We start from the raw sequence: 13684 nt of genomic DNA, 5'->3' as shown, positions 1-13684 counted from the left end.
GCGGGCTTCACGCTGAGCCGCAGGCCGAGGCTCTTCAGCACGGCTCGGCTTACTCGTGCCGGAGCGCCTCGATAGGGTCGAGCCTTGCGCCGCGCAGCGCCGGGAAGAAGCCGAAGACCATGCCGATTAGCGCGGAAAAGCCGACGGCGAGCAGGATCACCGCCACGCTCGGCGCAAAGGGAATTGCCAGCGCCGCCGCCGCGGCGCCTGCAAGGGAAAGCCCCAGCGCTATGCCGATCAGCCCGCCGAGCAGCGACAGCACGGTCGCCTCGACCAGGAACTGCACCAGGATGTGGCGCTCATGCGCGCCGATGGCGAGCCGGATGCCGATCTCGCGCGTGCGCTCGGTCACCGATACCAGCATGATGTTCATGACGCCGATGCCTCCGACGAGCAGGCTGACGCCAGCCACCGCGCCGAGCATGCCGGTCATGGTGGTGGTGGCGCTTGCCATGGCCTCGGCGATCTGCGTCATGTCGCGAATGTCGAAATTGTCGTCGGCGTCCGGTGCGATGCGCCTGGTGTCACGCAGGATCGCCTCGATGTCGGTCTGCACGGCGGACGTCGCCACGCCGTCGGCGGCCGCGACGAAGATCGAATCGACGTCGCGGTTTCCGGCGATGCGCCGCTGGAAGCCTACGAGCGGCATCACGACGACATTGTCCTGATCCTGGCCGAAGCCCGACGTGCCCTTGGGCTCCAGAACGCCGATCACCCTGCAGGCCGAACGGTTGACGCGGATCGACTGGCCGAGCGGGTCGCCGGAACCGAAGAACTGCGTGCGCACGGTCTGCCCGATCAGGCAGACGTTGGCGCCGCCGCGCACCTCCGGTTCCGTGAATGTGCGACCGAGCGCCGGATTCCAGTCCCGCGCGACGAAATAGTCGTTGTCCGTGCCCGTCACCGGGGCCGAGATGTTCTGCGCGCCGTAGACGACCCGAACCGTCTTCTGCGCCGAGGCCGCGACTGCCTTGGCGTTGTCCAGTCCATGCTTCAGCGCGCTCACGTCGCCGGCGTCGAGCTGCCTTGGCGTGAACGCGGTCGATCCAGCCTGGTCCGGCCGGGCCGGACGGACGACGAGCAGGTTGCTTCCGAGCTTCGCGATGTCCCCGCGAACCTTTTCCGTGGTGCCCGACCCGATCGTGATCATGGCGATGACCGCCGCGACGCCGATGACGATGCCGAGCAGGGTCAGGAACGAACGCAGGGCGTTTCGCCACACAGAGAGCAAAGCGAGGCGCACGGTCTCCCGGAACATCAGGCTGCCTCCAGCTTCATCGTGTCCGAGGCCAGGCGGCCGTCGACGAAACGCAGCGTCCGGCTGGCATAGGCGGCGATATCCGCCTCGTGGGTCACCATGACGATGGTGAGGCCGAGCTCCACGTTCAGCCTTGCCAGAAGGTCCATGATCTCGTGGCTGCGCGCGGAGTCGAGATTGCCGGTCGGTTCGTCGGCGACGAGCAGAGTGGGCCTCGTCACGATGGCGCGGGCGATCGCCACGCGCTGCTGCTGGCCGCCCGACAGTTCGGCCGGCGTATGGGTCTCGCGCCCTTCCAGCCCGACATCGGCGAGGGCCTTCATCGCCAGCTTGCGCCGCTCGGACGAGCCCACGCCGCGATAGATCAGCGGCAGCTCGACATTCTCGACCGCGGTCGTCCTCGGCAGCAGATTGTAGCCCTGGAAGATGAAGCCGACATAGAGGTTTCTCAGCGTCGCGCGGCTGCCGCGGTCGAGCCGTCCAGCGTCGACATCCATGAAGCCGTAGCTGCCGGCGGTCGGCGTATCGAGGCAGCCGATAATGTTCAGCGCCGTCGATTTGCCCGAGCCGGACGGTCCCATGATCGCCACGAATTCGCCGCCGCCGATGGTCAGGTCGACGCCGGCGAGCGCATGGACCTGCGCTTCACCCCTGCCATAGGTCTTCCAGACCTTGTCGAAGGTGATGAGCGGCGTCGGTCTGAGCGCCACGTTCATCAAGACGTCGGCCCGGCGCCGGTTTTCGTGCCGGTGATCACCGTGTCGCCCTCGGATAGCCCGGAGACAATCTCAATGACCTCGCCATCGGTCGCGCCGGTCTTGACCTGCACGGCCTCCGGCGCGCCATCCTTCAGCACGTAGAGCGTGCGCATGCTGGTTTCCGCGTTCGTCCGCTGGCCGTCGCCGGACCGGCCCACGCGCATGCGCGGCATGAACATGTCGCGCAGGCTGAAGCCGCGCCGTTCGGTTGTCGCGGCCGGCGGACTGTAGCGGAAGGCGGCGGCCGGCACGGTCAGCACGCCCTTTGCCTCGCGGGTGACGATCGTCACCGTCGCCGTCATGCCCGGCCTCAGCAGCAGCTCCTTGTTGTCGACGTCGAGGCGCGCATCGTAGGTCACCACGCCCTCGGTGGTGACCGAAGCGAAGGAGATGTCGCGGATGTCGGCATTGAAGGTGCGCTCGGGGAAGGCGTCGACGGTGAAGCGCGCGGCTTGCCCGTCCTTGACACCGCCGATGTCGGCCTCGTCGATCGCCGCTTCCAGTTCCATGTTCTCGAGATTGGCCGCCAGAACGAAGAGTACCGGCGCCTGCATCGACGAGGCGACGGTCTGGCCGGGGTTGACCGAGCGCGTCAGCACGATGCCGTCGATCGGGGCATAGATCTTGCTCTTGACCAGATCGGCGTCCTGCTGCTTCAGCGTGGCCTGCGCGATCGCCAGATTGGCCTCGGCCATGGCGACGTTCGCATGGGCGCGGTCGCGCGTGGCGGTCGCCGTGTCGAGCGTCTGCTGCGAGGTCATGCCGCGCTTGAGCAGCTGTTCGGCGCGCACGAAAGCCTGCTCGCTCTCCTTGAGCGTCGTCTTGGCCTCGATCACCTTGGCCTCGGCCGACTTCACGGACGCTTTCGCGCCTTCGATCTGCGCGGAAAGCCTGGTCGTGTCGAGTTCGGCCAGCACCTCGCCCTCTCTCACGCGCTGGTTTTCCTCAACGGCGACGGAGCGCATGACGCCTGACAGTTCGCTCGAAATGTCGACCTGGATCAGCGGCTGCAGCGTGCCGGTGGCGGAAACCTCGACCGTGATGTCGCCGATCGCGGCCGGCGCCGTGACATAGCTTGCCGGGGTCGTCGATCCGCCGAACTGCCAGTAGCCGAGTCCGGCTGCGGCGATTGCGGCAGCAGCCAGCGCATACATCCAGCCCCTGCCGCGCCGGGGGCGCCGATGTCCGTCGCCCAGCCCCAGCGCCTGCTTCGCCGAGAGCGCGGGGTGTGCCCGAGGCTGGCCGTCCGCCAGCGCCGCGGCTCGATCGTCCTTCAGCTTTCGATCCCGCTCGACTATCTGATCCATTGCGCGCCCGTATCGTTTCCGACTATCCCTACGCGCCGGAAAGCAAGTCCCTACGGTCGACAGGTTGTGCCACGGGGCTGCGATTACAAGTTAAATTTCGCTCATGTTTGATTCGAGGCGGGCAGCAAGTCCATGAAATCGCGCAAATATCTCGTCTACGACGTGTTCACCGACACAGCACTCGCGGGCAATCCGCTGGGCGTCGTTCTCGATTGCGAGGGGCTGGACACGGCGGCCATGCAGGCGATCGCGCGCGAGTTCAACCTGTCCGAGTCGGTGTTCATCCTGCCGCCCGACAATCCGCGCCACCGCGCCAGGGTGCGCATCTTCACTCCCGACTATGAGATGCCCTTCGCCGGCCATCCGACCGTCGGCTCGGCGGTCGCGCTCGCCGAACAGGCGGCGAACGACGGCACCGCCGGCATGTTCGTGCTGGAGGAAAACATCGGGCCGGTGCGCTGCGCCGTCACCAAGGGCGGGGGCGCGACCTTCGCCGAGTTCGACCTGCCCAAGCTTCCGCAGCAGCTCGACCTTTCCATCGACGCCGCCGTCCTGGGCGCGGCGCTCGGTCTTTCGCCGCACGAGATCGGCTTCGAGAACCACCGCCCGAGCCTGTGGTCGGCGGGCGTTCCCTATGTGACCGTGCCCGTCGCCAACCTCGATGCCGCCGCGAGGATACGCTTCGACAACAACGCCTGGATGGATCTCGCGCCGTCCAAGGGCGAGGGCATCGTCGCCTCGGCCTATGCCTATTGCCGTGAAACCGTCCACCACGACAGCGCATTCCATGCGCGCATGTTCGTTCCCGGCAACCCCTCCTACGAGGATCCCGCGACCGGCTCGGCGGCTGCCGCCTTCGCCGGCACGATCCTGCATTTCGACGAGCCGGTCGACGGTCTCCAGCGCTACTGGATCGAGCAGGGCATCGAGATGGGCCGTCCGTCGCGCCTGAGGCTCGAGGTCGACGTCGAGAGCGGCAAGATGGCTGGCGCGCGCATAGGCGGCAATGCGGTGAAGGTCGCCGAGGGCGTGCTGTTCGCCTGAGCCTGGGCTGACGCAGCAACTTCCTGAAACAAATGAAACAATCCACGACGGCCGGCGAAATGCGCCGGACGTCTCCTTTAGCGATCTTGGCGCCAGTCGTCGATGCGACCTCTGCGAGCTCAGCCTATTTGCAGGTGTCCGGCGACGCCGATGTGCAACGAGCACTCCGCGCGCCGCGGGGCTCCCAGGATCGAGGATGGAACAGATGAAGAGCTTTCTCATGCTTGCCGCCACAGCCGCACTCGGCTTCGTTGCGGTCTCTGCGTCGACGGCACCCGCCGCCGCCGCTGGGTGCTATTATAAACTATACCAAGATGGTGTCGGGCTCGTGACCGGAAAACTTGCCATCCAAGGCTACGCCACGGCCATCAAGATGGAGAACGCCTGCGATCGTGCGCGCCGCGAATGCAATCGGCGTCTCGACCGTGCCCGCAAGAGGGGCGACGTCCCGCGTGCCGAGCCCCGCGAGTTGCGTTGCCAACGCAGGCCTACATGACGGGGATTTGCGGAAACCGGCTCCAGGGAGGCGCCGGTTCCGCTCACGATCGGCGAGGTTCCGCATCAAATCCAAGTGCAAGTGAACGTTGTCGGGAGCAGCGGCTGACTGATGATCGCAATGTGCTTAGGCGAGAACGGGCCTTTCGTCGCAGTGTCGGGGCTTTTCCCCAGTCGGTCGGTTAAGGGCTGGACAGGGCGGGGCGCGGTGGCTATATCCGCCGCGACCTCCGGTTCGCCGGGCGCACGGGTGCGTAGCTCAGTTGGTAGAGCAGCTGACTCTTAATCAGCGGGTCACAGGTTCGATCCCTGTCGCACCCACCAAAGCCGCGCAAAGCTCCCATCTCAATTCAGGTACGCAACGACGCCCGTCTTGAGATCGTAGATTCCCGCGGCGATCTTCAGCTTCCCCGCGTTCGCCAGGTCGGAGAGGACCGTGCTCGCGGCCGTCAGCCTGCCGGCGGTGCGTCTCGCGCTTTCCATGGCGGCATTGTCGACAAGGTCGCCGGGGGCTTCGCGCACCGCAAGCGCGGCCGGCAGGATCGGATCGATCATCGGGCCGATGGCGCCCGGGAAGGTCGCATTCTTCGTCATCACGTCGCAGGCCGCCTTGACGGCGCCGCAGCTCGTATGGGCGAGCACGACGATCAGCGGCGAACCGAGCACCGCGGCGCCGTATTCGACGGTTCCGAGCGTCGCGGTGTCCAAGAGATTGCCGGCGTTTCGCGCGACGAAGAGTTCGCCGACGCCGACCCCGCCGAAGATCAGTTCCGGCGGCACCCGGCTGTCGGCGCAACTGATGACCGTCGCCCAGGGAGCCTGGTGCCCGGCCACCGACCCGCGCTGCTTTGCGAGGTCGGTGGAGCAGAGCTCGGGATTGGCGACATAACGCTCGTTGCCGGATTTCATCGCGGCGAGCGCCTCATCGGGCGAAAGCGTGGTCGGTGCGCCATCGGCGGCGCGCGCCGGCCAGGACATGGCGTTGAGTCCGACGGCGAGAATGCCCCCGGCTGCGAATTTCAGCACATTCCGGCGACCGAGCTTTGCGCTTTCGCATTCGCGGCACATGACATTCCCCCCTCGTTTGCGCCCCGGATGGACGCGGCGCTTTCGTGCCAGTCTATCACATCTCGGGCCGTGACCTCCACTGGCCGCCGTCCTCGGCTGTCCGAGCTGAGCTCGATTGGGCGGGAGAATCGGCACGCGTGTTGGGCCGCGCCTTGACCGCCGCGTTGCTCTCCATTCATCTTGCGCTCGCGATGCACGGTCACCCCCACCCGTCGTCGCGCTGACATATCCTCCCACGATATTCGCCAGATCATTGACTGAAAGGATGTACCCATGGGCACCATCACCACCAAGGACGGCACCGAGATCTTCTACAAGGACTGGGGTCCGAAGGATGCCCAGCCGATCGTGTTCCACCATGGCTGGCCGCTCTCGGCGGACGACTGGGACAACCAGATGCTGTTCTTCCTGCACAAGGGTTTTCGCGTCGTCGCGCATGACCGGCGCGGCCACGGCCGTTCCTCGCAGGGCGACAGCGGCCACGACATGGACCACTACGCGGCCGACGCCTCGGCCGTCTTTGAGCATCTCGATCTCAGGAACGCCGTCCACATCGGCCACTCGACGGGCGGCGGCCAGGTCGCCCGCTATGTCGCCAAATTCGGCGAACCGCAGGGGCGCGTCGCCAAGGCGGTGCTGATGAGCGCGGTTCCGCCGATCATGATCAAGACCGACAAGAACCCCGGCGGCCTGCCGATCGAGGTGTTCGACGGGCTGCGCAAGGCGCTCGCCGACAATCGCGCGCAGTTCTACATCGATCTGCCGAGCGGCCCGTTCTACGGCTACAACCGGCCGGGCGCCAAGGCAGACCAGGGCGTGATCTACAATTGGTGGCGTCAGGGCATGATGGGCGGCGCTAAAGCCCATTACGACGGCATCAAGGCCTTTTCCGAGACCGACCAGACCGGGGATCTGAAGGCGATCTCGGTGCCGACGCTGGTCATGCATGGCGACGACGACCAGATCGTGCCCTATGCCGATTCCGCGCCGCTGTCGGCGAAGCTCCTGAAGAACGGCATCCTCAGGACCTATCCCGGCTTCCCGCACGGCATGCCAACCACGCATGCCGACATCATCAACGCCGACCTGCTGGCCTTCATCAAGGGCTGACGGCTTTCGCGACCCGCCCGTTCGCGGTTCGGGGGCCGCGGGCGGGAGGCGTCGTCGTCACCCGGCGGATCGGAATTCGGCCAGCCGCCGTTCGAGCCGCGCCATCAGCCCGTCGAGTTCGAGGTGGTCGGTCTTCCCGAGCTTGGGGCCGGGATGGCGCATCGCCGCCGAGCGCAACGCGCCGCGGCGGTGCAGCACCTCCTTGCGGATGGCGAGCCCGAAGCCAGTCTGCTGCTCGTGCCTGAGGATCGGCAGGTAGATGTCGAAGACGTCTTCGGCGCCTTCCGCATCGCCGGCATGAAACCTGTCGTACACCTCGACCAGCATCTCCGGGTAAGCGAAGCCGGTCATGGCGCCGTCGGCGCCGCGCCTCAGTTCCTGCGGCAGGTGCAGTCCGCCATTGCCCACCAGGATCGAGACGCGCCGCCGCTTGCCGTCGGCTGAAGCCGCGCGAAGCGCCGTGATCTTCGGCAGGCCGGGCGACTCCTCGTGCTTCAGCATCACGAAGTTGGGGAAGGCGTCGATCAGCCGGTTGAGCACGGCGGTCGAGGTGAAGACGCCGGTCGTCTGCGGATAATCCTGGTAGCAGACCGGGATCTCCGGTCCGAGGCGCGCGAGGATTTCCGCCCAATAGCCGTAGATCTGCTCGTCATGCTTGAGGCCCGGGATCGGCGCGATCATCAGCCCGGCAGCACCTACGTCCATCGCGGTCCTGGCGAAGCGCACCAGATTGTCGGTGCCGGGATTGCTAGCCCCGACGACGACCGGCCGGCGTCCGTCGACCCGCCGCAGAACCTTCAGCATGAAGGCGTGCGCTTCATCCGGCGTCAGCTTGGCGGCTTCGCCCAAAACGCCGAGTATGGTGATGCCGTCGACGCCCTTGTCGAGGAAGAATTCGACCAGCGCATCAGTGCCGTCGAGGTCGAGTTCCCCGGTGTCGAGAAAGGGCGTCGGCGAAATGATGAAGACGCCGCGCGTCGCCTCGCTGATCCTGTCCATCCTGTATCCCTGCCGTCTGCCGCACCGCGAGGGATAGGCCAAACCGTGGTTCCCGTGAAGGGCGCAGGATCAGGGCGACGAGCGCCGCAAGCAGGCGAGCCCGGAGGAATCGGAACGGTAACACGATTGAAACCGGCTGACATGAAGACGTTACATCGCCGTCAATAGTGTCGCCGCCTCTTCGCTTCCCCCAAGGAGACCTCCAATGAAATCACAACTCAAGACAATGGCGGCGGCAACCGCGGCGCTGATTTCCGTCGCCTTCCCCGCGGTTGGCCAGGAGCAGGTCGGGCAGGCGACGCTCGTGCGAACCGCCGTCACCGGCGACAGCGGGCCGATCGCCGTGAAATCCCCGGTCTATCGCGACGAACGAATACGAACCTCGGCCAACGGGTTGGGAGAGTTCAGGTTCGCGGACGGCACCAAGTTCGCCGTCGGCGGCAACTCCTCGGTCGTGATCGACCGCTTCATCTACGACAGTTCGAAAACCTTCAACAAGCTGACGCTGAACGCGGCGCGCGGCTCGTTCCGCTGGATCAGCGGCAAGTCGAAGTCGGAGGCCTACGAGATCGTGACGCCGGCCGGAACGATCGGCATCCGCGGCACCAGGCTCGAAATCTTCGTCGGCTCCGGCGGTGTCACCGCGGTCGTGCTTCTCTCGGGGGCCGCGCAGTTCTGCGGCTCCAATGGCTGCCAGGATCTGAGGCGCCGCTGCGATGTCGTCGTCGCCACGCCTAGGGGCGGCGTCAGCGAAGCCTCGCGCGTGAACCGCGACATCTTCGCCACCGTCGGGTCCGACCAGGCGTTTCCATTCCTGTCGGGCAGGCAGCAGCTGTCGAGTGGTTTTCGCAGCGCCTTCGGCGGCAATTGCGGCCTGTCCGCGGCATCGGGAAAGCGGACCGAGCGTGGCGACTCTGACCGTCCAGAACCGCGGAGTGCTCCCGAGCCCGAGCCCGAGCCCGAACCGGACTACGACAACTACTGAGGCCTGACGAACGACCAGGAAAATGAAGCCGGCGCGTCGAAAGGCGCGCCGGTTTCCTTTTGGCCGCTACTCAGGACGGGAAGTCGGTGGTGAGCCCTGCCACTTGCCAGACCGCGATCCGGGCTGCTTAAGCTTGTTGGTCACGACGTCCAGCCCCTGCGCGCCGCAGACGATGTGCAGCGAACGAGTCAAGAAGCGGGCTTCGGCCTGTTCGGAACGGCCGCGAAAATCTCGTCCGAATGCTCGCCGAGCTTTGGCGGCGGCGAAGCGGGGAGGGGAGCTTGCCCATCGACGAGAAAGCCGCCGCGCACCACCGTCAAGGCGCGGCCGTCGGGCAGCACGTCGTCGAAGCGCCGCGTCATTTCGCGCCCCGCCACCTGCGGCTCCGACAGCACCTCGGGGATCGTCAGCACGCGCCCGGCCGGTACGCCGGCGCGGTTCAGCATCTCCTCCCACGCGGAGGCCGGACGCGCCGAAAGCGCCTCCTCGATCGCGGCGTTGAGGTCGGCGCGGTTCTTCTTGCGCGTCTCGCGTTCGGCAAAGCGCGGATCCCTGGCAAGCTCCGGCCGCCCAATCAGCCCGCAGAGCGTGACGAACTGCTCCTGCTTGTTGGCTGCGATGTTGAGCACCCCGCCTCCGGTGCGGAACGTGCCGGAAGGCGCCGCCGTCATGTTCTCGTTGCCCATCGGTTGCGGATCGACGCCGGCGGTTAAAAAATTCGACACCGGCCAGCCGAGCGCCGACAGCGTCGCCTCCAGCATCGACACGTCGAGGAAGGCGCATTCGCCTGATGTCTTCTGCCTGAGCAGCGCCGACACGATGGCGAAGGCTCCGGCGAGCCCGCCGATCGTGTCGCAGACCGGATAACCGACGCGCAGCGGCGCGGTGTCGGCCGTGCCGGTGATGCTCATCACGCCCGACAGGCCCTGGATGATTTGGTCGTAGGCGGGGTTGTCGCGCATCGGCCCGGTCTGGCCGAAGCCGGAGATGGCGCAATAGACCAGACCCGGCCTGACTTCCTTCAGCCGCTCGTAGCCGAGCCCCAGCCGCACCATCACGCCGGGCCTGAAATTCTCCACCACCGCATCGGCCGTCGCCACGAGATCGAGGAAGCGCTCGCGGTCGGTCTCCTTCTTCAGGTCGAGCGTCACCGAGCGCTTGCCCGCATTCTGCGCCAGGAAGGATGCGCCCATGCCGGCGCGGTTCAGCTCGGGCGACGCGCCGAGCTGCCGCGCCAGATCGCCGCCCGAGGGCTGCTCGACCTTGATGACGTCGGCCCCGAGCAACGCAAGCTGATAGGCGCAATAGGGACCAGCCAGCACGTTGGTCAGGTCGAGCACGCGTATGCCGGCGAGCAGGCCGGCGGCCGGTCGAACCTGCTCAGGCATCGCCGGGCACGGGCTCCTGGCCGCGCAGCCGCCGCCGCTCGATATGGCCCCAGATATACGGCGCGACGAGCGCGACAAGAGCCAGCACCAGCAATGTCAGCGACAGCGGATGGGTGAAGAACACCGTCCAGTCGCCGTTCGAGATGGTCATGGCGCGTCGGAACTGCGCCTCGGCCAGCGGCCCAAGGATCATGCCGATGATGACGGGCGCGGTCGGGAAATCGAAGCGCCGCATCATGAAGCCGATGGCGCCGAGAATGTAGAGCAGCACGAGGTCGACCGGCGACTGCGAGATGCCGTAGCTGCCGACGGTGGCGAAGACCAGTATGCCGGCATAGAGCTGCGGCGCTGGTATCTTCAGGAGCTTCACCCACAGCCCGATTAGCGGCAGGTTGAGGATGACCAGGATGACGTTGGCGATGAACAGCGAGGCGATCAGGCCCCAGACGAGGTTCGCTTGCGTCGTCAGGAGCAGCGGGCCGGGGTTGATGCCGTAGCTCTGGAAGGCCGACAGCATGATCGCGGCCGTCGCCGAGGTCGGCAGGCCGAGCGTCAGCATCGGCACCAGAACGCCGGCCGCCGACGCATTGTTCGCCGCCTCGGGTCCCGCCACGCCTTCGATGGCGCCGGTGGTGCCGAATTCTTCCTTGTGTTTCGACAGCTTCTTCTCCATCGCATAGGACAGGAAAGTCGGGATTTCCGCGCCGCCCGCCGGCAGCGCGCCGATCGGGAAGCCGATTAAGGTGCCGCGCAGCCACGCCTTCCAGGACCGCCGCCATTCCTGCGCCGTCATGTAGAGCGAGCCTTTCAGGGGCACGATCTCGTCCTTGCCGGCATAGCGGCGCGAGGCGACGTAGAGCGTCTCGCCGACGGCGAACAGGCCGACCGCCACGATGATGACGTCGACGCCGTCGAGAAGTTCGGCCATGCCGAAGGTGAAGCGCGGCTGGCCTGTCTGGATATCGACGCCGATCATGCCGATGAAGAAGCCGAGGAAGAGCGAACTCAGGCCCCGCGCGGCCGATGAGCCCAGCACCGCCGAGACGGTGACGAAAGCCAGCACCATCAGCGAGAAATATTCGGCCGGGCCGAAGGCGAGCGCGAAGCCCACCACGACAGGCGCGAGGAAGGCGATGCCCAGCGTGCCGATCGTGCCGGCGACGAAGGAGCCGATGGCCGACGTGGCGAGTGCTGCGCCGCCGCGGCCAGAGCGAGCCATCTTGTTGCCTTCGAGCGCGGTGACGATCGTCGCGCTCTCGCCCGGCGTGTTGAGCAGGATCGACGTCGTCGAGCCGCCATACATGGCGCCGTAATAGATGCCGGCGAAGAGGATGAACGAGGCCTCCGGGGCGACCCGGTAGGTGATCGGCAGCAGAAGCGCGATGGTCAGCGCGGGCCCGAGCCCCGGCAGCACGCCGATCGCGGTGCCGAGCGTCGTGCCGAGCAGGCACCACATCAGATTGACCGGCGTGAAGGCGACGGCGAAGCCGCTGGCGAGCGAGTTCAGCGTGTCCATGGCTCAGCCCCCGATGATGGAATCGATGCCGGAATTCAGCACGTTCTCGATCAGGCCCGCGCCGATGTTGACGCCGAGCGCGCGGGCGAAGCCGAAATAGGCCGCCAGGGCCAGCACCAGCGCCATCAGCGCGTCGCGCAACGGATGCCGGCTGCCGAAGCCGAAACAGACCAGCACGAACATGACGACGGACGCACCGGTGAAGCCGAGCGGCTGGATCAGGACCACGTTGGCGACCAGTCCGGCGGCAACGAAGACAAGTGCCTTCCAGTCGGTCGGCGTTTCCTTCTCCTCGTCGGGCTGCCAGCCGCCGCGCGCCGCCGCCCCGATCAGCATCGCCGCAAGCACGGCGAGCCCCGTCGCCGTCATATAGGGGAACACTGTCGGCCCGACCTTTGAGTACATGGGCGATACGGGGATCGCCCATGTCTGCCACAGCACCGCCGCGGCGCAGGCGAGCATGCCGAGCCCGATCAGCAATTCGGGCAGCGCGGGGCGTGGCGGCGCCGGTCTTGTGTCTTCGCTGGTCATCTGTCCCCTCCCGCGGCAGCCGGCCCGCTGCCGTTCATTCCGCTGCAGCCGCACTTTCTCCTATGCAGAAAGGGCGGCCCGAAAGCCGCCCTTTGCTGGCGGACTATGCCAAGCCGAGATCCTTCAGGATAGTCTCGATGCGGGCGGTGTCCTCCGCCAGGAACTTCGCGTAATCGTCGCCCGTCAGCAGGATCGAGGTCCAGTTGCGGTTCTTGCACTCCGTCGCCCAGGCGGCGCTTTCGGCCATCTTGCCGACAAGTGCGACCATCGCGGCCTTGTCCGCGTCGGTCACGCCGGGAGGCGCGAACACGCCGCGCCAGTTGAACAGTTCGACGTCGATGCCGGATTCCTTCATCGTCGGCGCGTCGATGCCTTCCTGGCGCTTGTCGGCGGAGATCGCGAGCAGCCGCAGGCCGCCGGCCTTCACCTGTTCGGCGAATTCGCCATAGCCGGAGATGCCGGCCGCCACCTGGTTGCCGAGGAGCGCTGCCAGCGCCTCGCCGCCGCCCGCGAAGGGCACGTAGGACAGGCTGGTCGCAGGCACGCCGACCGTCTTGGCGATGAGGCCGAAGAGGATATGGTCGGAGCCGCCGGCCGAGCCGCCGGCGACGGGCACCTTGGCCGGATCGGCCTTGAGCGCGGCGACGAAATCCTGCGCGGTCTGGAAGGGCGAGGCAGCGGGCACCACCAGCGCCTCGAACTCGCCGGTCAGGCGCGCGATCGGCGTGACCTCGCCGAGGTTGTTGGCCGACTTGTTGGCGATGATCGCCCCGACCATCACCATGCCGCCCACCATCAGGGCGTTAGGCCGCCCCTTCCACTGGTTGATGAACTGCGGCAGGCCGACGGTGCCGCCGGCGCCGCCGACATTGGTGATCTGCGCGCCCGAGATCAGCTTTTCGGCTCGCATCACCTGTTCCATGGCGCGCGCGGTCTGGTCCCAGCCGCCGCCGGGATTGGCCGGCACGAAGATCTGCAATTGCGGGGCGTCCTGCGCCATTGCGGCGGTGAACGGGAAGGCCGTCGCGACGGCTGCCGCCGCGGTGGTGACCAGGAATTCGCGTCTGTTCAGCATAAGATTTCCTCCAAAATCGCGCCTTTGCGGCGCTGCCAATACGGGGCCGTCTACGAGCCGCCCCAAGCATTGCAGGGATTTTGGCGCGAGTCACCCGGAAAGGCGTTGTTCGAGGATGGACGCGCAGCCTGCGGGCCCTTGCGTCGCCCG

General features: G+C 66.7%; 13 protein-coding genes and 1 tRNA gene. 5 read left to right on the top strand and 9 right to left on the bottom strand.

All coding sequences use genetic code 11. The features are described from left to right. Positions 1-49: 49 nt before the first annotated feature. Genes ABLE71_RS15380 through ABLE71_RS15370 form a run of 3 tightly spaced genes read right to left on the bottom strand, consistent with a single transcriptional unit; the run spans position 50 to position 3323 of the window. On the bottom strand, positions 50-1258 hold the full coding sequence (locus tag ABLE71_RS15380) for an ABC transporter permease (RefSeq protein ID WP_348784305.1): 1209 nt from the start codon (positions 1256-1258) through the stop codon (positions 50-52). Further along, positions 1258-1974, bottom strand: coding sequence for an ABC transporter ATP-binding protein (locus tag ABLE71_RS15375; protein WP_348784304.1), 717 nt, complete (start codon positions 1972-1974; stop codon positions 1258-1260). Before ABLE71_RS15375 ends, ABLE71_RS15380 begins: the two co-directional genes overlap by 1 nt. Then, on the bottom strand, positions 1974-3323 hold the full coding sequence (locus tag ABLE71_RS15370; protein ID WP_348784303.1) for an efflux RND transporter periplasmic adaptor subunit: 1350 nt from the start codon (positions 3321-3323) through the stop codon (positions 1974-1976). Before ABLE71_RS15370 ends, ABLE71_RS15375 begins: the two co-directional genes overlap by 1 nt. Before the next feature lie 132 nt (positions 3324-3455). Between ABLE71_RS15370 and ABLE71_RS15365 the strand changes: the two genes are divergently transcribed. From ABLE71_RS15365 to ABLE71_RS15355, 3 genes are all read left to right on the top strand, one after another. Continuing rightward, positions 3456-4367: a PhzF family phenazine biosynthesis protein gene (locus ABLE71_RS15365; protein WP_348784302.1), complete on the top strand. Its 912-nt coding sequence runs from the start codon at positions 3456-3458 to the stop codon at positions 4365-4367. A gap of 196 nt (positions 4368-4563) precedes the next feature. Further along, complete coding sequence (locus tag ABLE71_RS15360; protein WP_348784301.1) at positions 4564-4863, top strand: hypothetical protein; 300 nt, start codon at positions 4564-4566, stop codon at positions 4861-4863. A 247-nt stretch (positions 4864-5110) separates the two neighbouring features. Beyond that, positions 5111-5186 (top strand) — tRNA-Lys (locus tag ABLE71_RS15355). A gap of 21 nt (positions 5187-5207) precedes the next feature. Here ABLE71_RS15355 and ABLE71_RS15350 read toward each other — a convergent pair. After that, positions 5208-5930 (bottom strand): carbonic anhydrase, encoded by a 723-nt coding sequence (locus ABLE71_RS15350; RefSeq protein ID WP_348784300.1) that lies wholly within the window; start codon positions 5928-5930, stop codon positions 5208-5210. A gap of 273 nt (positions 5931-6203) precedes the next feature. On the opposite strand from ABLE71_RS15350, the gene ABLE71_RS15345 reads away from it, so the two are divergent. Next, positions 6204-7040 carry an alpha/beta hydrolase gene (locus ABLE71_RS15345; RefSeq protein ID WP_348784299.1) on the top strand — a complete coding sequence of 279 codons (837 nt, stop codon included), beginning with the start codon at positions 6204-6206 and terminating at the stop codon, positions 7038-7040. A gap of 57 nt (positions 7041-7097) precedes the next feature. On the opposite strand, the gene ABLE71_RS15340 is transcribed toward ABLE71_RS15345, so the two are convergent. Continuing rightward, positions 7098-8039 carry a dihydrodipicolinate synthase family protein gene (locus tag ABLE71_RS15340; RefSeq protein ID WP_348784298.1) on the bottom strand — a complete coding sequence of 314 codons (942 nt, stop codon included), beginning with the start codon at positions 8037-8039 and terminating at the stop codon, positions 7098-7100. A gap of 205 nt (positions 8040-8244) precedes the next feature. Here ABLE71_RS15340 and ABLE71_RS15335 point away from each other — a divergent pair, with 205 nt between their 5' ends. After that, the gene (locus ABLE71_RS15335; protein WP_348784297.1) at positions 8245-9024 is read left to right on the top strand and encodes a FecR domain-containing protein; all 780 of its coding nucleotides are present in this window, start codon (positions 8245-8247) and stop codon (positions 9022-9024) included. Positions 9025-9212: 188 nt separating this feature from the next. On the opposite strand, the gene ABLE71_RS15330 is transcribed toward ABLE71_RS15335, so the two are convergent. The 4 genes from ABLE71_RS15330 to ABLE71_RS15315 form a co-directional block, all read right to left on the bottom strand. Next, positions 9213-10412: a CoA transferase gene (locus tag ABLE71_RS15330; protein WP_348784296.1), complete on the bottom strand. Its 1200-nt coding sequence runs from the start codon at positions 10410-10412 to the stop codon at positions 9213-9215. Continuing rightward, complete coding sequence (locus ABLE71_RS15325; RefSeq protein ID WP_348784295.1) at positions 10405-11928, bottom strand: tripartite tricarboxylate transporter permease; 1524 nt, start codon at positions 11926-11928, stop codon at positions 10405-10407. The genes ABLE71_RS15330 and ABLE71_RS15325 overlap by 8 nt, the downstream gene beginning before the upstream one ends. A 3-nt stretch (positions 11929-11931) precedes the next feature. After that, on the bottom strand, positions 11932-12459 hold the full coding sequence (locus tag ABLE71_RS15320; RefSeq protein ID WP_348784294.1) for a tripartite tricarboxylate transporter TctB family protein: 528 nt from the start codon (positions 12457-12459) through the stop codon (positions 11932-11934). Between the two features lie 103 nt (positions 12460-12562). Next, complete coding sequence (locus ABLE71_RS15315; protein WP_348784293.1) at positions 12563-13534, bottom strand: tripartite tricarboxylate transporter substrate-binding protein; 972 nt, start codon at positions 13532-13534, stop codon at positions 12563-12565. Between the last annotated feature and the right edge of the window lie 150 nt (positions 13535-13684).

This window comes from Mesorhizobium sp. KR9-304 (assembly GCF_040049215.1).
In the GTDB taxonomy this organism is placed as follows: domain Bacteria; phylum Pseudomonadota; class Alphaproteobacteria; order Rhizobiales; family Rhizobiaceae; genus Mesorhizobium_K.
Note: the sequence above shows the minus strand (reverse complement) of the source record. Positions and strands in the feature narration are given on the sequence as shown.

Excerpts from the sequence above, each read along its gene's own strand:
- ABLE71_RS15380 (WP_348784305.1), bottom strand. The coding sequence starts at position 1,258 with ATGTTCCGGGAGACCGTGCGCCTCGCTTTGCTCTCTGTGTGGCGAAAC.
- ABLE71_RS15375 (WP_348784304.1), bottom strand. The coding sequence starts at position 1,974 with ATGAACGTGGCGCTCAGACCGACGCCGCTCATCACCTTCGACAAGGTC.
- ABLE71_RS15370 (WP_348784303.1), bottom strand. The coding sequence starts at position 3,323 with ATGGATCAGATAGTCGAGCGGGATCGAAAGCTGAAGGACGATCGAGCC.
- ABLE71_RS15365 (WP_348784302.1), top strand. The coding sequence starts at position 3,456 with ATGAAATCGCGCAAATATCTCGTCTACGACGTGTTCACCGACACAGCA.
- ABLE71_RS15360 (WP_348784301.1), top strand. The coding sequence starts at position 4,564 with ATGGAACAGATGAAGAGCTTTCTCATGCTTGCCGCCACAGCCGCACTC.
- ABLE71_RS15350 (WP_348784300.1), bottom strand. The coding sequence starts at position 5,930 with ATGTGCCGCGAATGCGAAAGCGCAAAGCTCGGTCGCCGGAATGTGCTG.
- ABLE71_RS15345 (WP_348784299.1), top strand. The coding sequence starts at position 6,204 with ATGGGCACCATCACCACCAAGGACGGCACCGAGATCTTCTACAAGGAC.
- ABLE71_RS15340 (WP_348784298.1), bottom strand. The coding sequence starts at position 8,039 with ATGGACAGGATCAGCGAGGCGACGCGCGGCGTCTTCATCATTTCGCCG.
- ABLE71_RS15335 (WP_348784297.1), top strand. The coding sequence starts at position 8,245 with ATGAAATCACAACTCAAGACAATGGCGGCGGCAACCGCGGCGCTGATT.
- ABLE71_RS15330 (WP_348784296.1), bottom strand. The coding sequence starts at position 10,412 with ATGCCTGAGCAGGTTCGACCGGCCGCCGGCCTGCTCGCCGGCATACGC.
- ABLE71_RS15325 (WP_348784295.1), bottom strand. The coding sequence starts at position 11,928 with ATGGACACGCTGAACTCGCTCGCCAGCGGCTTCGCCGTCGCCTTCACG.
- ABLE71_RS15320 (WP_348784294.1), bottom strand. The coding sequence starts at position 12,459 with ATGACCAGCGAAGACACAAGACCGGCGCCGCCACGCCCCGCGCTGCCC.
- ABLE71_RS15315 (WP_348784293.1), bottom strand. The coding sequence starts at position 13,534 with ATGCTGAACAGACGCGAATTCCTGGTCACCACCGCGGCGGCAGCCGTC.